Genomic DNA, 16,103 nt, shown 5'->3' with positions numbered 1-16,103 from the left:
TGTCACAACGAAGTGGCCGAGGGGCTCGCACCCCAGGGCCAGAAAATCAATAAGCATTTTTATTGATAAAGCCTTTGACCAAAGTCAGCAGGATGATTTTTATATCCAGCCAGGGCGACCAGTTTTCAATATAATAGAGGTCGCACTCGATCCGCTTGGCCAGGTCTGTATCACCGCGCCAACCGTTGACCTGTGCCCAGCCGGTGATCCCGGCTTTCACCTTGTGCTTCTTCATGTAACCGGGGATTTCCCCCTTAAACTGCTCCACAAATACCGTGCGTTCCGGACGCGGGCCGACGATGGACATGTGGCCCATCAGCACATTGATGAACTGCGGCAGCTCGTCCAATGAGGTCTTCCGGATGAACTTGCCAAACGGCAGGATAGATTTGTTCTGGGCGCCGCCCCACTTTACCCCGTCTTTCTCTGTTTCTACTGGCATGGAGCGGAACTTGAGCATCTTGAACGTTTTTCCGTTCCAGCTGACACGCTCCTGTGCATAGAACACGGGACCGGGCGAACTGAGCTTCACACCGATTGCCAGGATCGCCATCAGCGGTGAGATCATCAACAGAATAATACCGGCAAGTGCGCGGTCCAGAATTGCCTTCACCAAGCGATTGATACCAGTCATGGGGGACATGCTGATGTTCAGCAGTGGGATATCCGCCACTTCAGAGATCGAGTGATTCAGCAGTGAGAAACGGAAAATATCTGGCACATAGCACACATCAACAGTTGAGGTATCCAGGCTAGCCACCACATTGCGGATGGTCTCAGCCTTTTCCATGGACATGGCAACCCAGACCTGGTCGATATCGTTGTGCGATACGTAGTTCGCCACCTGATCCGAGTTGCCCAAAAAGGGAACACCGTCGCCGAGATCCCCATCTTTAGCGGTATCCAGGTTGGAAAAAAAGCCCACCAGCTGGTAGCCATACCACGGGGCGCTCAAGACGCGCTGTGCCGCGACGTGCCCCAGCTCTGAAGCCCCTACCAGTACGATGCGACGCTGGTTGATACCGGAATTCCGCAACCGGTCAAGTACATTTCGGCAAAAAACACGGCTAATAAAAATCAGCGTGATCCCTGCACAGAACCACGCCAAGAACCATTTTCCAGAGTAATTCCCGGTTGTATTGGTAACCAATGATGCGAGAACCAGTATAAAGAATATCGAACACCACCCGAACAGGACTGTACGGAGCTCCAGGAGCAATGAGGAGCCTCGCCAAGCGCGGTAGACGTCGAAAAATGAAAATACGGAAAATATAAGTACAGTGGCTAGCGTAAAAGCACTGAGATAACTTGAATCCAGCAACTGCCCTCGCATCATAAAAACAAAGGCGAGCCACCCTGACCCAAGTAGGATCATGAGATCCATGAGACGGATAAACCAAGACAGAATGATAGGGTGTTCCCTATCAACCCCCAAATACAGGCGACGCATTCCTTGCTCCCCGAAATATAGAAGTGGCTTTACAGCCGTTTTGATAAAAAAGTCAAAAAATGATTGGAGAACCGAAACTCCCTGTTCGGCGCTTAAGCATGCCCCCAAATAATTTCAAAATAAGCCGTTACGGCTGAAATTTTTATGTGCTTGCTGCGCGTAAAAATTCGCAGCCAAGTGACATAATTCACAACTTATGTCGCGGCATCATTCTGACACCAACCAACGCGATGTAAATGCACCCTGGTGCATTACTGCGACAATATTTTGAGCCATGCACATTATTTTTTTCGAATTCTTCACGTTCTTGTCACAGTTGAGAACGAACCTCTGCATTGAGGAAATAGATTTTTCCTGTTTGCCCCCCAGGAAAAAAGCGCTCAGAAAATTCTTATACCCCGTATTAATCGATACTCATCAGCAGATTAAAAATTCTCGTTGGTACGCCATTACTTGTAGATTTGCAAAAGGCTTGCCATTACCTTGAGCGCCCCGAAATTATGTCGCGAAATAAAACCTGAATTTTTATCAGGATCAGCCTGGCGACAAAAGGAGGCTTTCCGCGACGCTCATGGCACCCCGGAATCTGTCGGATCGATTCTCTGATGAATTCCAGCATGGGATAGTGGAAAGTAAAGATACGCATGAGAGCGTGGACGAGCCAGAATTGATATACGAGGGGGGGGGGGCGTGATGGACCAGATTCATTATAAGAAGATTTCAAATCCACATACAAAAACCCAATAATCGCTAATTCATACTTTTAAGCAAAAGTATTACGCATTAAATCCGAGATAAACACCTGAATTCACGCCATCCTCAATTAAGTATGGCGATCTATATAGTTATCTGTTTAAAAAAATCACAACTTTCATTACCTGAGATATAGAAATCTTCAATCGAACTGTTATCCGAACCGGAGCCGGAGAGGTCATGGATTTTCCAGTCCAGCGCGAAGGCCCAACCGTTAAGCTTCATCGAGTCGTCTAAAATCGCATGTACCTTCGCTCCATATATTTCACCTAGAATGGCGCTATGTAGCCTATTCGTAACAACGTAACCACAACCCCTGTAGACTTCCATTGTATTTACTACTGACTCATACGGGATCATTTTTGAAAAAAGTCCATATTCACTAGCCAGCTTGGTTTTCAAAGCAAGCAAAAATCGCTCATCAAACTCTTTGCGCTCCTCATGGGAAACCAATGAAATCTCATGATAATTTTCGATAAGATCATTTTCGACCAGGATTCTATAGATAAGCTTGCAAACTGCATCCTCATTTAGAACCCTTGACTCATATGAATCTGAAAATACGTTCACTACAAAAGCACTTTCACTTCGCTTCGGAAATTTATTTTTTATCAATTTAGAATTAGACAAAACGATTTCGTTTGCCACAGAGAGCGCCCTCTTCTTGCTCAGCAATTTAGCATTCATCAAAGAGGCAGAATCTCTAAACAACACCTTATTCGAAAGAAAAAATAAAATCCGGAAAACAACCTTCCTAAGCCAGCTTGTAACCTTAGAATTACCTATAGAAAACAAAACTAGCTTACCGCCAGAAGCTCTAGTAATAATTGCCGATGAGATAACTTTTACAACCCACGACAACCCTACGCCGTCCCTAATCATGTTGCCACCACCGACAACCATCAGGTCATGGGCACTGAATAAGGGAAATTCATCAAGTCCGAAAACTTTTAGCCGCTCACCAAGCTTTATCCCGGAGATTTCACCTTCCGTCCATGTCGCTGTTTTCTTTGCAAAAAGGAAAACTCGGTCATATTTTTTTAAAAGAATTTCACTTTCAATGATTGCAATCAGAGCATCGCCGAAATTCGACAGATCACCTGTTACCAACAATGCTCTAGACATAATTTTCCTCAAGATAAATATAAGAGTTAAATGGCATTTAAAAATATTGAGTATTAGTCCAAAATTTTTGCCCACTCCCTGATGCGGGAAAACGGAGATTAAGTTTCAAAAAATGATGTAATGATTCGCTTAGAAGGCGGCTCTTGGGAAGGCCTCTAAATTCCCACTCTGTATTTGACGATATAAAAAATATCACAGCAACTTATATACCAATCTTGTTGAGATTAGAAACCAATTTTTCTTAATCAGAGAATGTGGCGCACATTTTCCTGCTTATGCAACTAACGAGCTACAGCCAAGCCATTGGCATGCGTACTTTTTTGTTCGCTTTCCTTTCCTGCACGACCACCATTGACGAACGTAAATAGCAGCGGCGATAACCAACGTAGGCCCAAAGCGGCGGCTATTGAAATAGATATACAGCTCAACGGTAGAATAAAGAACGAGACAAGCAGCCCAAACTCAGTATCGTACCCCGGAACTTGTCGGATCACTTCTCTGATAAATTCCAGCGTGGGATAGTGGAAAGCAAAGATAAAGAAGCTAAAAGGCGACAAATACCGAAGAAGTCTTAGGGATCGATTATCACTTAGTGTCACAGATCCCACTACCGCTATAAAACTCAGGAGTCCAACTCCCCGGAGAACACATAGATATAGATAGGAACCTAGAACACGATGATAGTCCTGAAAAATCCGACCAAGTATCAATACTATAAACACTAGCGCCAGCACCCAGTGAAGTGGCTTTAAATAGCCCAGTAACCAAGTTAAGTCGAAGCGGGTGGTAGCGGCAAATACGCCTACCGTAAAGAAAAATAATACATTTGGCGAAAAAAATGGAAATATATTTATATCCAATAGCCAAATTGGAATAAGTGCAATAGGCAAAACCCAAGGAAATCGTGTCATCACCCAACCGATTACTGGGCACAAAGCAAAGGTGAGCACGAGATCGTGGACGAACCAAAATTGGTATGCGAAGGGCATACGGCTAATTCCAATTACTCCTTCAACATAAAGTCCGAGTCCAATTTTTTCGAAATCATAATCTATCCATTCTAAGACCCCTTTGCCCTCTCCCCATAAATACGCAAAATAGGCCACGAAAAACCAGAAACTTGTCCAGGCAATGGAAGGCAATAAAACAGTAGTTATTCGACGATGTAAAAGCTCAGAGTAATTGACGCGATCACGCTTAAAAAAAAGATACCCTGATATCACACTGAGACATGGCACTGCAGCCATAGACATCCAGTGGACAATCCCATTCAAGTAGTCGGCAACGTGTGCCGAGTTAACATCTATTCCGCCTCGCGGATAAAATCCACTACCAGTGAGCGTGAATACGTGGTGAAAAACCAGGCCTGAAATCATCAAAATTCTTGCAAGTGCGATGAAGTCGCTCTCTTCACTCGTGATATGCCGCTTGCTTCGAATTATTCTTTCGTCGCTGTTTGTTGTTTTTAGCGTTTGTATCACATTCATTCCTTAGCGCCTTCCAGCTTCATCGAAAACTTGGCATTTCCCAGGATATCGGCGACCTTCACGGAACAGTTACCATACGCGCTCGTCGAACTTATTTTTTTAGCTCGCCCTGCGATGGTTGGCTTCGTGGTTGCTTCGGTTCTTGTTTCGCTACTTTGTGGCGTTATACAAGCTAAGCTTTTCGAAAGAACGTCAATGATAAAGTCACGATTATCACCCTCCCAAAGATTATAATGATCTCCAGGGTAGGTAACCAAAGAGATCTTACCATTCACGTAGGTGTGCCATCCATATAATGGCTCCCGAGTCTGCACGCCACCAAAGTAAGGCATTTCATGCGCTCGTATTAAAAGTAGATTTAGGTTTTCATCTATTCGAGTCGGACTATAAATTTGTCGTGCTCTAAACTGCACCTCCAGCACCGCCTTAATATGCTCTTGTAACCTTGGGTCCGAAGGTAAATCCTCCCCTCCCCCCGGTAGACCAATCCATTTGGTCTCTTTACGCTTGAATATACTTCTATCTTTGAGATATTGGAGTTTCCCCCAAATGTCTCTGGAGCCCAATTCTTTGAGAACACCTTTAATTCTTCGAATCATGGGCAATCGATGCGGATAACCCGGAGCAAACCCATCGAATGACACCATGAAAGGAACGTCATATCCTTTTCTCTTCAGGCGCCGGGCCAGCTCATATGCAATAAGCGAACCGAAGCTAAAGCCTCCGAGAACGATTGAAGAGCTCTCACAGGTTTCTATAATTTCCTGCTCATAGAGATTCGCCATTCCTTCAATCGTGTCCGGGAAGTTATCTGCGGAATCGACTGCAAGAAGGTCTATTACGTAGACAGGCTGATCAGGCCCCAAGGAATTCCGAAGGGCATGAAATGTATATGCTGTGCCAACCAGTCCAGGTATTAATACTAATGGCGGGCGGGAACCAGCGCGATTGAACGCCTGAAGGTGACGATTCACATTCGCCTTTTGCTCGCACTCTTCAATAAGTGAAGCGCAACCCCGAATTGTCGGCTCTGTAAATAACCTCGCAAGCGGGAAATCGATCAAGAACTTCTCTTTAATCCCAATGATAAGCATCACTGCCAGTAAAGAATTTCCGCCGATAGCAAAGAAATTGTCACGGGCGCTGACACGCTCCAGCTCAAGAATGTCACACCATATCTGAGCGAGCCCTTTCTCTACATGGCCTTCAGGTGGCACGAATTTATCAGGATCCCGGACCAGTTGGGGGTCAGGTAACGCTTTCCGGTCGACCTTTCCATTACTGGTTGTCGGGAGCGCATCAAGAAACAGTATTCTGGAGGGGATCATGAAGGAAGGTAGCTTTTTCGCCATGTACGCCTTAAGCGCCTCTTCCTCCAAGTTCACGGCTTCTTGTGTAACGACATATGCAACAAGTGAATTTTGCCCCGATTTGTCGGGCAAAGCTTCGCAGATCGCGACTTGAACCCCAGGAACCTGAGAAATTACGGCTTCAACCTCCCCCATCTCAACCCGGAATCCCCGAATCTTTCTCTGAAAGTCGAAGCGTCCGAGAAATTCGAGGTTGCCATCTTCATGGTATCGAGCGAGGTCACCGGTTCTATAAAGACGCGCGTTTTCCTCCTCTCGGAACGGGTCTTTAATGAACCGCTTCGCAGTCAGCTTCTCATTACCAAGATAGCCATCGGCTAAACAAACACCGCCAATAAACAATTCTCCAGGAACGCCCACTGGTACCGGTTTTAATCTCCGGTCGAGTACGTGATAACGAGCATTCTGGATTGGCTTTCCGTACGGAATGCTTGCCCACCTCTCCTGAACTTCTTTGACCGGAAACCAGTTGGACCAAATCGCGGCCTCAGTAGCACCGCCAAGGCTCATGATTTGAGCCGCAGGGAAAGCGGTCCTGATAGCATCGGGCAAAGATAGCGGCACCCAGTCCCCACTTAGCATGCACAGCCTGAGACTCTCTCCCTGCGACGCCCGAAAAAATGGCGCGAGGCGTTGAAGCGCAGCTGGCGCGGAGTCCCAAATGGTTATATTGGCCTCGACAAGCAAATTCGAAAGTTTTTCAGGGTCGGCAAGAATATCTTCAGTGGCCACTACCACCGTGCCACCAGCCCCAAGGACTCCGAAAACATCGTAGACGGATAGATCAAAGCAAGGAGAAGTTACGAAGAGGAGACGGTCCGATGGCTGAACTTGAAATTCTCGATTGACCCACTCAAGGGTATTTACAACCGCTCGATGCGATAAAACGACCCCTTTGGGGTGACCGGTACTACCTGATGTAAAGATGGTATAGCACTGCGAATCAGACTCTACGCGTTTTGGCGGACGCTCGCTTGAAGCTCTGCTCCACTCCTCGTTATCCGCACCATCGAGTACAAATCGCTTGTATTCGATTGTGCCCTCATACTCGACTTCTGTGATCACTAAGGATGCATTAACATCATTCAGCATCAAGCGTTGACGCTCTGCCGGATAATTCGGGTCGATAGGGACATACGCAGCCCCCGCCTTCGCGATAGCGAGCATGGTAGTTATGAGGTTGACCCCACGACTTAGGCAGATCCCTATGTATCGCCCTGGTTCTATATCACGAGCAAGAAGAACTTGTGCAAGCCGGTTGGCACGCTCTTCAAGCTCTCGATAAGTGAACCGTTTTCCATGCACTTCCACTGCAGGTGCACCCGGCTGCAAGTCTACCCGGGCTTCAAAGAGTTGATGGATGCAAGCCTGGTCAGAGAATGGATAAGCGGTATCATTCCATTCATACAAGATTTTATTTCGCTCATGAGAGGGAACCACGTCTATTTTCGTGAGCGAACGGTGTGGGTCGAGAGTTAGCTCATTTAAGACATGTTCGCACGACTCAAGTAAGCGGTGAACCGCGCTTTCAGTTAGTCGCTTACGATCGAACAATATCCGAAACTCCGGATTTGCGCCGTCTACGACATTCAGAGTAAGTGGGAATGGAGGCTGCTGGCGAAAGAGACCGGCACGTCCATTCCATTTGTCGCCGCCCAAGCTAACCAATGATTCTTCGAAGCTTCTTTTTTCAAATACCAGGAGCGTCTCGAATAGTGGAGCCCCCGGTTCTACGTCGGATGCGCCGAAAACGGCGCTTAAAGGAATAGTTTCGTGAGGACGAATAGCGAGACTCTGCTCCCGCAAAGAGTGGAGCAGATCTTTTACCGTTCTGGTGTCACTAACATCAGCCCGAACAACCACCGTATTGATGAACAAGCCAACCATCTCTGCAGCATCCGGGCCGAAGGCACCGCGACCAGCGCGAGTATTTCCAAAAATAACGTCCTGATCGCCACTGTAGCGAGATAGAAGCAAGCTCCACATCGCCTGCACTACGGTTCCAAGCGTGGTATGAGTTGACTCCGCCAGCGAGCGGGCTCTAGCAAACACATCCTCAGAACACCGCTTCTTGATTTCGGCATAGCCTGTGTCAGCGAGTGGCCTACCCACTGATTCGGCAAGGGGTACTGCAGTCGGAGTGTGCTTTCCTGCGAGGAGTTTTCGAAAATAGCCTAAGCTTTCCTCATGGTTCTTTTCTGCACAAAACTGCAAATAGTCACTATATTCGCGAGGCTTGGGACCCAAATTCGCAGCACGGTGATCGCGCTCCGCATCCATCACTTCAAAAAGCTCGTAAATAAATTTAGTGACAGATCGTCCGTCCATAAGAATATGGTGAAAGGTTAAAACCAGGTCTGCCCTTCCTACTTCATCTTCAATAATCGTGGCACGCATTAGCGGGGGCGTGGCCAAGTCGAAAGCTCGGCGCCGGTCGAGAACGAGGAACTGCTCAAATTCAGCTTTACGTGCAGACTTATCTGTCGCTGCGAGGGAAACAACGTCTACCGGCACCCGTAAGCCTGCGTGGAAGCGTTGGTATGGCCGCCCTTTGCTTGCGCGTGAATCTAATTTTTGTGACGCTGTATGGAAGCTCGCGGAGAGAGACGGATGGCGATTGAGCAGAACACTCAGGGCCTTTTCAAGAAGTGCTTGATCAACCGGCTCACGAAGCTCAATGCTCCGTTGCATGATGTAAAAACTATCACCGTTCTGGTCGGAAAGTAGCGCCTGAAACAGCATTCCCTCCTGTAAGGGAGCCAATGGAAATGACGCTTCAGCAGCCTGCATTACCGAGTGTTTGGTGGGTTTACTTTCGGGGCTGAACTGCATTCCCTGCATTTTTGATTCGTCCCTTTTAGCCGTAAATACGTCTCTATTCTTTTACTAATTGCCAGTTAAAAGACCCAGTAGGTATGTTGATCGCGCCCGTTCTTGAAACTTGTACCAAGCCCACCACTCAAAAACGTGGCAGATATCGGCACCTAAAATGGACACATTACGATTAAGTACTTACACGGAGTGTGCTGAGAGGAGAGAGCGGAGAGATTTACCGTTCAGGTATTCAGGAACGGATTCCGATCGATAAAATCGATGAAACCTTCAATTCAGGCTTCCATGCCCCCTGCCCCGAAAATGTCGGGGCCAAGTTTACTCCTGTAAACAAAAACTGGTTGCTTGGGCATCATCCACTGGCCATTTCCATTTGCGACCTGTTTCCGAGCCCTCAATTTCCTTGATGCCCTGGTAAGGCAAACATTTAGGAAATTGCAAATAATTGGCGTAATTAAGTTTGATGATCAGCAAAACTGTGATGAGAGTCAAGAAAAAGTGCCAAGCATGTCCTATTGGCACCGCTTTCATTTGAATGGTGGCGTGCGATCCATCCGATAGGAGGATTGAATATAGGTATTTCGCGGGTTACGGCCGCGTTTTTCAAGTGGTGTAGCTAGCAATGAAGGCCGCATCCTTTCGGGGGCGCAGCTTGATGTCTTTTAGCGAGATTCGGTTTTACAGGCGCGGGATGATTCGCGGGCCTTGCCTCGCGCCCGGGCAGTTCGGCCAAAAAAAAGGCCGCATCCTTTCGGATGCGGCCTTTTTAATTTGGTGGAGCTAAGCGGGATCGAACCGCTGACCTCAACACTGCCAGTGTTGCGCTCTCCCAGCTGAGCTATAGCCCCAAATTTGGGTGCTTTCGGTTGACGTTTCCGTCGAAAGCGGGGCGCATTTTAACAATGCCCGGGACGGTGTCAACAAGAAAAATAACTTTTTAATCAAATAGTTAGCTGACCGCCGGTTTCTGCCCATTGCCGTGGCGAGTTCCACTGTTTGTAGGAGCCTGCCCTGCAGGCGAACCGGTGCGAGGCCGGGGGGTGTTCGCATGCAGGGCAGGCTCCTACGGGGTGCGAGGGATAGGCCGGGTTAGCTCAGGCTGGCGTATTCCTTGTCCCAGCGCTTCAGCACCTTCTTACCGGCACCACCGAGTACCTCGATGGCCTGGCGCAGGCGTGCGCGACTGAGGTCGGGACCAAGGAGTTCCATGGCGTCCATGACCGAGAAGGACGCTGTGGTTCCGCTAATGGCGACGAACAGGGGCGCGTTGAAGTCCTTGAGCTTCACTTCCATCTGGGTGGAGAGCTCTTTCATTGCCGCAAAGATGCTGTCTTTGCTCCAGCTGCGCAGGGCTTCCAGGCGCCACAGGGCAAATTGCAGCAGCTTCTTCTGGTCGTCCAGCTCCATCTTGTTGCCGGCGAAGCTGTCTTCGGTGAGTGGCAGTTTGCCGGCGGCGAGGAAGCTCACCAGCGGGGCGAAGTCTCCGAAGGTTTCCATGCGGCCCTTGGCGTGAGGCAGGACCTTGAGCAGGTTCTCGCGGTTCAGCAGCCACTGCTGCAGGCGGTCGGCCAACTGGGCGTCTTCCAGCTCGCGGATCCACAGGCCGTTCAGCCAGCTGAGCTTCTCCACGTCGAACACCGGGCCGCCCAGGGAAACACGCTGGATGTCGAAGTGCTTGAGCATCTCATCCAGAGTGAACTTCTCGCTCTCGTCGGGCATGGACCAGCCCATGCGACCGAGGTAGTTCAGCAGCGCCTCGGGCATAAAGCCGGCGCGCTGGTAATAGAGGATGGATGTGGGGTTCTTGCGCTTGGACAGTTTGGTCTTGTCCGGGTTGCGCAGCAGCGGCAGGTGGCACAGCACCGGCATTTCCCAACCGAAGTACTCGTACAGCAGCTTGTGCTTGGGTGCGGAGTTGATCCACTCCTCACCGCGCAGTACGTGGGTGATCTCCATCAGGTGATCGTCGACCACATTGGCCAGGTGATAAGTGGGCATGCCATCGGACTTGAGCAGGATCTGGGCGTCCACCTGGGCCCAGTCGATCTCAATGGTACCGCGCAGCAGGTCTTCCACCACACAGGTGCCGCTCTCAGGCACGTTCATGCGCACCACGTAGGGCTCACCTGCAGCCTTGCGCTTTTCCACCTCTTCCGCCGGCAGGGCCAGGTCGCTGGGCTTCAGGGTTACGCGGCCGGCTTCCTGAAGCTGGGCGCGCAAGTGATCCAATTCTTCCGCCGTGCGGTAACAATGGAAAGCGTGGCCTTTGGCGACCAGCTCGTCACAGTACTTTTTATAGATGTCACCGCGTTCGCTCTGGCGATAAGGGCCGTGGGGACCGCCCACATCCGGACCTTCCTGCCAGTCGAGTCCCAACCAGCGCAGGCTATCGAGAATGGCCTGCTCGGATTCCGGGGTACTGCGCGCCTGGTCGGTATCTTCGATACGCAGCACGAACTGGCCGCCCTGGGCCTGGGCGAAGCACTGGTTGAACAGCGCGATATAGGCAGTACCTACGTGGGGATCACCGGTGGGGGATGGAGCAATACGGGTTCTTACGGTCATAAGTCGCCTGATTGGTTTGAGTTGGCAGGTTTCGAGGCGCGGCATTATATCGCCGCGACCGGGGGGCGCCCAGTGGCTGATGCGGATGGCGCGGAAACCTGTATTTCCAGCCCTATCGGACTATCCAGCATAGAAATTATATATTTTCAAAAAAATCCGTGACTCGAGTCACAGAATGAGTATTATCGCCGCATTGTCGTGATAACTGGAGAAAAAACCGCCAGTTTGTTGTAAACGACGCCACCAGTGTGCTCAAAGAATGCACACGGATAACGACAACACATCAGGATTAAGGGAAATAATTATGAAACTTGCAGCTCGCAAAGCCTGTGGAGCGATGATTTTCGGCTTGATCAGCTCCGCATCTATCGCAGCGACCAACCCAACTGACCCGGGGCTTACTTCGTCAACAGGCGACCTTCAAATTACTCTCACGGTCTCTCAAGGTATTCAGATCCAGGGGCTCACCAATATCGCATTGGATCTCGATGGCGTCGCTGCTGGCAACGATTTGATCGGCAGGGATACTTTTTGCGTTGGCGCCGTAGGGTTTGCTGGATACAAGATTCAATTTGACAGCGCGGCGACCCCTGCTGACGGATATTTGCTTAGCGGCACCGGGGAATCACTTGCATACAACGTTGCGTTTTCTACAAACACGGCCACTACCGCGACCGGCGTTCAAACCAACACCGACGGAACGATGACGCCGACTTACACCCCTAATACCGGCTATTCTTGCGCCGATGACTCAGAGCACAATGCGCAGGTCATTGTTACTGTTCCGGCAGCGGTTTGGGAAACGGCCAGCGAACTGTCCTATAGCGATACGCTGACCATTACTGTATCCGGCGAATAAGACGCAATTAAGGCGCCGGAATAATTTCCGGCGCCTTCGTGTCATGCAATGAAACGCTATTTCGCGGTATGTGTTTCTTCACTACTGTTCGGCGCCCAAAGCGACGGGGCACTCAGTGCCGCCGCTGCGGCGTTTACGCTTGAAACAACGGCCCCTGCAGGTTTTGAAGATCTCACTGAACCAGAAAATCTGGTCGTAGACCTCTATTTTGGTGGCCGCCCTGCTGGCAGCGCTCAGGTTAGCGTAGATTTGCAAACGATTACGTTTGTAAATCCACAGGCTGTGCTCGACCTGCTGCCGCAATCCCTGCAACCTGAACTTGTTTTATCCGCGTTGCGCGAGGTTCAGCCACGCAACTCACACAAGGTCTGCCGCCTCAAAAGCCAGCAGAACTGCGGCTATCTGATGCCAGAGACTCTGGCGGTCATCTATGATGACAGTCGCTTCCGCCTGGATATTTTTATCGCCCCGGAACTCCTCCCCAAACAGGCCGCGATCGATACGCCCTATCTGCCGGACGCCACCAGCGATTTCTCTTTTATCCAGAACCTGACCGGTGCCTGGTCGGGAGTAGAAACGAACCTGGGCCAGGCGACGCGCAGCGCATCGCTATTTGGCAATTCGATTCTGAGTTTTGGCGAGAGCGGCCTGCACAGCCGGTGGTCGGCCACCGATGAGGGCAATCCGTTTGTGCACGAGCTGCACTGGACTCGAGACTACCAGGGCGAGGCTTACTCGATCGGGCTGATACAGCCGGAAAGCTACTTCAGCAGTTTCATTCCCTCGCCCTACCTTTACGGTGTGCACTACCGCAGCTCCAACAACAGCCGCGCGGATAATTTTTACCGCGAAGGCACCCCGCTTGAAGTGAACATGCCCACCCGTGGGCGGGTGGAAATTCATCGCGAAGGGCGGCTGATTAACAGCACCATGATCGAGGCTGGCAACCAGCTACTGGATACCAGCAATCTGCCCGGCGGCGCCTACGAAGTAGATGTGCTGACCTTCGATGAGGGCGGTCGCCCGCTGGGCAGATATACCCAGTTTTTTGCCAAGGATGCCCTGCTCCCCCCGGCCGGGGAATGGAGCTGGGAATTACTCGCTGGCAAACCGGCGCGAAGTACAGAACTCGATACGCTTCCCGAGCAGGTGGACGCCTATTACCTGAAAGGCAGCCTGGCGAGACGGATATCCGACAATGCGGGGGTATTCTCCACCCTGGCATCTTCCGATTCCCAGCAGGCACTGGAACTCGGCACGCGCTGGATACAGGAGTATTTCGAGTTTTCGCCCAGTGTGATTTATGCGAATGATGGAAGCCGCGGCTACCGTTTACTTGCGCAACTACATACGCCCTACTTTGACCTGGGCGCGGTTGAAACCCGTATTACCGACACCCCGGACATTAGCGGCGACTCGCAACCCTATAGCATTCTCAGCCGGGAGACCTTCAACCGAAACCTGACACTCAGTAGTGCGGTGTTCGGTGGTCGCGCATCGATTCGTTACAGCGAGAGCGACCGCTCCCGGATACTGGATTCAGCCGACATCATTCTGGATGACAACCTTGGCAGGGCAGAAAAGCTGACGACTTTTGAATTCCAGCGCAATCTGTTGCGGACACGTTCGTGGTATGGCGATTTCCGTTTCTCTCACAGTATTGCGGATGGGGAACAACAATTGACGGCGGTGAGCTTCCAGTTCCGTCATCGCGGCGACAACTGGAGCACCGGCAGTACCTTGCGCTACGACCGCGACAGCGCCGGTAATGGCATTGCCCGTGCGGGCATGAACAGCAGCTGGAATGACCGCGACCTCTGGGCCCTGGATGCGTCCCAGCAGTTTTCCGCCGAAGCTTCCGAAGACAGTATGTATCTGGGCAGCCAGACCCGCATTGCCGGCCGCCGCGGCTATGGGACTTCGACCCTCAGTTATCGCAATAACCGCGACTCCGGTTTGCGCACCACCAATTACCTGGGCAGTTTCAGCACGTCGCTGATGACCTCCGGGGATGCCTTTTCCTGGGGCGGTGAGCGCACGCTGAACAGTGCGGTGATTGTGGATATTCGCGGCTCTGAAAATGAGGACTTTGAGATTCTGGTAGACGGCGCCCGCCGGGGCTATGCCAAGGGTGGCACGCAAACCGTGGTCAGCTTGCCGGCGTTCCGCACCTACGACCTGTCTTTGCGTCCGCTGGCCGATGGGTTCCACGACTACCGGGAATCTCACGAAACCATTACCTTGTACCCGGGCAACGTAGCCACCACGGATTACGCGGTTCAGACCGTCATTCTAGTGCTCGGTCGCCTGATGAACGGTGATCGCCCCATGAGTAACAGCAAAATTTCTATCGGCGAGTACGCTGCGGTAACCGACGAGTTCGGTGTATTCCAGATTGAGATTCACGGGAAACCCCAGTTTCTCAGGGTGCCACCGGTACAGTGGGGCAAGTGTGAGGTAGCGATTCCGGAGCAGACTACGGCGGAAGACTGGATCAATATTGGAATCGTGGATCTGGCAACCGCCCGGTGCCCCGACCAGCGAACGAAAGGAGCATCTTATGCGGCAAAATAATACCCGCCACCTTGTATTGCTCCTCGTCTTGTTCGTATTGAAGACAGCAACGGTGCAAGCACAGTCCAGTAATCAGGATCCATGCGGTGATGGCTCCGGCATTATGCCGTTGCCCGATAAGGCGCTGGGCGTATGCGGGCTTGACGACACCGACCATGTGCTGGAATTCGAGGGAGACCTGACCATCCCGTTCAGCATCCGCAGCTGTTGGGCAGATTGGGAGGGTAACGAGTGGTCCACGGCCTACTGCGCTCAATCCCGCGACTACACCATTGAGGTTACCGGTCCCACCCTGAATCAGGAGTTTGTCCTGAGTGGTCCCGGTGAGGATATTCCGGTTGCATTGACGTTTCACCACCCCTCGGTAACTTCCACAGCGGTCGTGCCCGGCCAGGTTACCGGCACGCGCTTTCGCGGTGCCGCCAATGGTCAGCAGACGCCGGTCAGTTTTTCCATTACGCCAAACACTACTACGGCACCGACACCGGGTATTTATCGTGGGACGCTGCAGCTCTATCTGTACCAGTGCAATCCCTGGGGAAGCCCGGACGATCCGTATAACCCGATTCTCTGTAAAGACTCCACCGCATCCGATAACAGGACAGAGCTATCACCGCCGTTGTCGGTAGATATTGCCTTGCTGGTGGGCGCCGGTATCAGGATCAGCGGGCTTGAAGATATGGTGTTGCAGATGCCGGCCCCGGGGAATGACATTACTGCCGAGCAGTATTTTTGCGTTTATACAACGGCCTCCACCAAGTTCACCCTCAGGGCAGATAGCCAGAACGGCAGTGGGCAGTTTTTACTGGGCGGAGCTTCCACCACGGACACCATTGCCTATGAACTGCTGGTGCAGAGTGAAAAACCACCGAAAAAGAAGACAAAGCTCTCGGAGGGGGTATTTACGCAGAAAAGCTGGGAGGGCCACTCTTCCGTGGACTGTACCGGGTACAGTGATGAAAACATGCTGCTGAACCTGACGATACCCGCAGCTAACCTCGCCAACCCGCAGGACTACCAGTACACGGACACTTTGACCCTGACGGTTGAAATGCAATAGTTGTGGATAAAGAGCTCGAGCCCCCTAA

Annotated in this window: 8 protein-coding genes and 1 tRNA gene; 3 read left to right on the top strand and 6 right to left on the bottom strand. The window is 51.1% G+C overall.

The features are described 5' to 3' along the window. Positions 1-46: 46 nt before the first annotated feature. The 6 genes from ACONT6_RS03440 to gltX form a co-directional block, all read right to left on the bottom strand. Positions 47-1,450, bottom strand: coding sequence for an undecaprenyl-phosphate glucose phosphotransferase (locus ACONT6_RS03440; protein ID WP_428820424.1), 1,404 nt, complete (start codon positions 1,448-1,450; stop codon positions 47-49). A gap of 837 nt (positions 1,451-2,287) precedes the next feature. After that, complete coding sequence (locus ACONT6_RS03435) at positions 2,288-3,328, bottom strand: polysaccharide pyruvyl transferase family protein (RefSeq protein WP_428820423.1); 1,041 nt, start codon at positions 3,326-3,328, stop codon at positions 2,288-2,290. 281 nt (positions 3,329-3,609) lie between these two features. Then, the gene (locus tag ACONT6_RS03430; RefSeq protein ID WP_428820422.1) at positions 3,610-4,815 is read right to left on the bottom strand and encodes an acyltransferase family protein; all 1,206 of its coding nucleotides are present in this window, start codon (positions 4,813-4,815) and stop codon (positions 3,610-3,612) included. Further along, a complete protein-coding gene (locus ACONT6_RS03425) occupies positions 4,812-9,026 on the bottom strand; it encodes an amino acid adenylation domain-containing protein (protein WP_428820421.1) in 4,215 nt (1,404 codons plus the stop codon). Before ACONT6_RS03425 ends, ACONT6_RS03430 begins: the two co-directional genes overlap by 4 nt. A 763-nt stretch (positions 9,027-9,789) precedes the next feature. Next, positions 9,790-9,865, bottom strand: a tRNA-Ala gene (locus tag ACONT6_RS03420). A gap of 241 nt (positions 9,866-10,106) precedes the next feature. Continuing rightward, on the bottom strand, positions 10,107-11,582 hold the full coding sequence (gene gltX / locus ACONT6_RS03415; RefSeq protein ID WP_428820420.1) for a glutamate--tRNA ligase: 1,476 nt from the start codon (positions 11,580-11,582) through the stop codon (positions 10,107-10,109). Positions 11,583-11,886: 304 nt separating this feature from the next. Here gltX and ACONT6_RS03410 point away from each other — a divergent pair, with 304 nt between their 5' ends. From ACONT6_RS03410 to ACONT6_RS03400, 3 genes are read left to right on the top strand one after another with little or no spacing between them, the layout of a single operon-like run. Next, entirely contained in the window at positions 11,887-12,441 is a 555-nt protein-coding gene (locus tag ACONT6_RS03410; protein ID WP_428820419.1) for a hypothetical protein, read from the top strand. 48 nt (positions 12,442-12,489) lie between these two features. After that, positions 12,490-15,015, top strand: coding sequence for a TcfC E-set like domain-containing protein (locus tag ACONT6_RS03405; protein WP_428820418.1), 2,526 nt, complete (start codon positions 12,490-12,492; stop codon positions 15,013-15,015). After that, positions 15,002-16,075 carry a hypothetical protein gene (locus ACONT6_RS03400; RefSeq protein WP_428820417.1) on the top strand — a complete coding sequence of 358 codons (1,074 nt, stop codon included), beginning with the start codon at positions 15,002-15,004 and terminating at the stop codon, positions 16,073-16,075. Before ACONT6_RS03405 ends, ACONT6_RS03400 begins: the two co-directional genes overlap by 14 nt. The last annotated feature ends 28 nt before the right edge of the window (positions 16,076-16,103 follow it).

Source organism: Microbulbifer sp. MCCC 1A16149 (assembly GCF_050368945.1).
Classification (GTDB): domain Bacteria; phylum Pseudomonadota; class Gammaproteobacteria; order Pseudomonadales; family Cellvibrionaceae; genus Microbulbifer.
The sequence above is the reverse complement of the archived record's forward strand: the minus strand, read 5'-3'. Positions and strand labels throughout refer to the sequence as shown.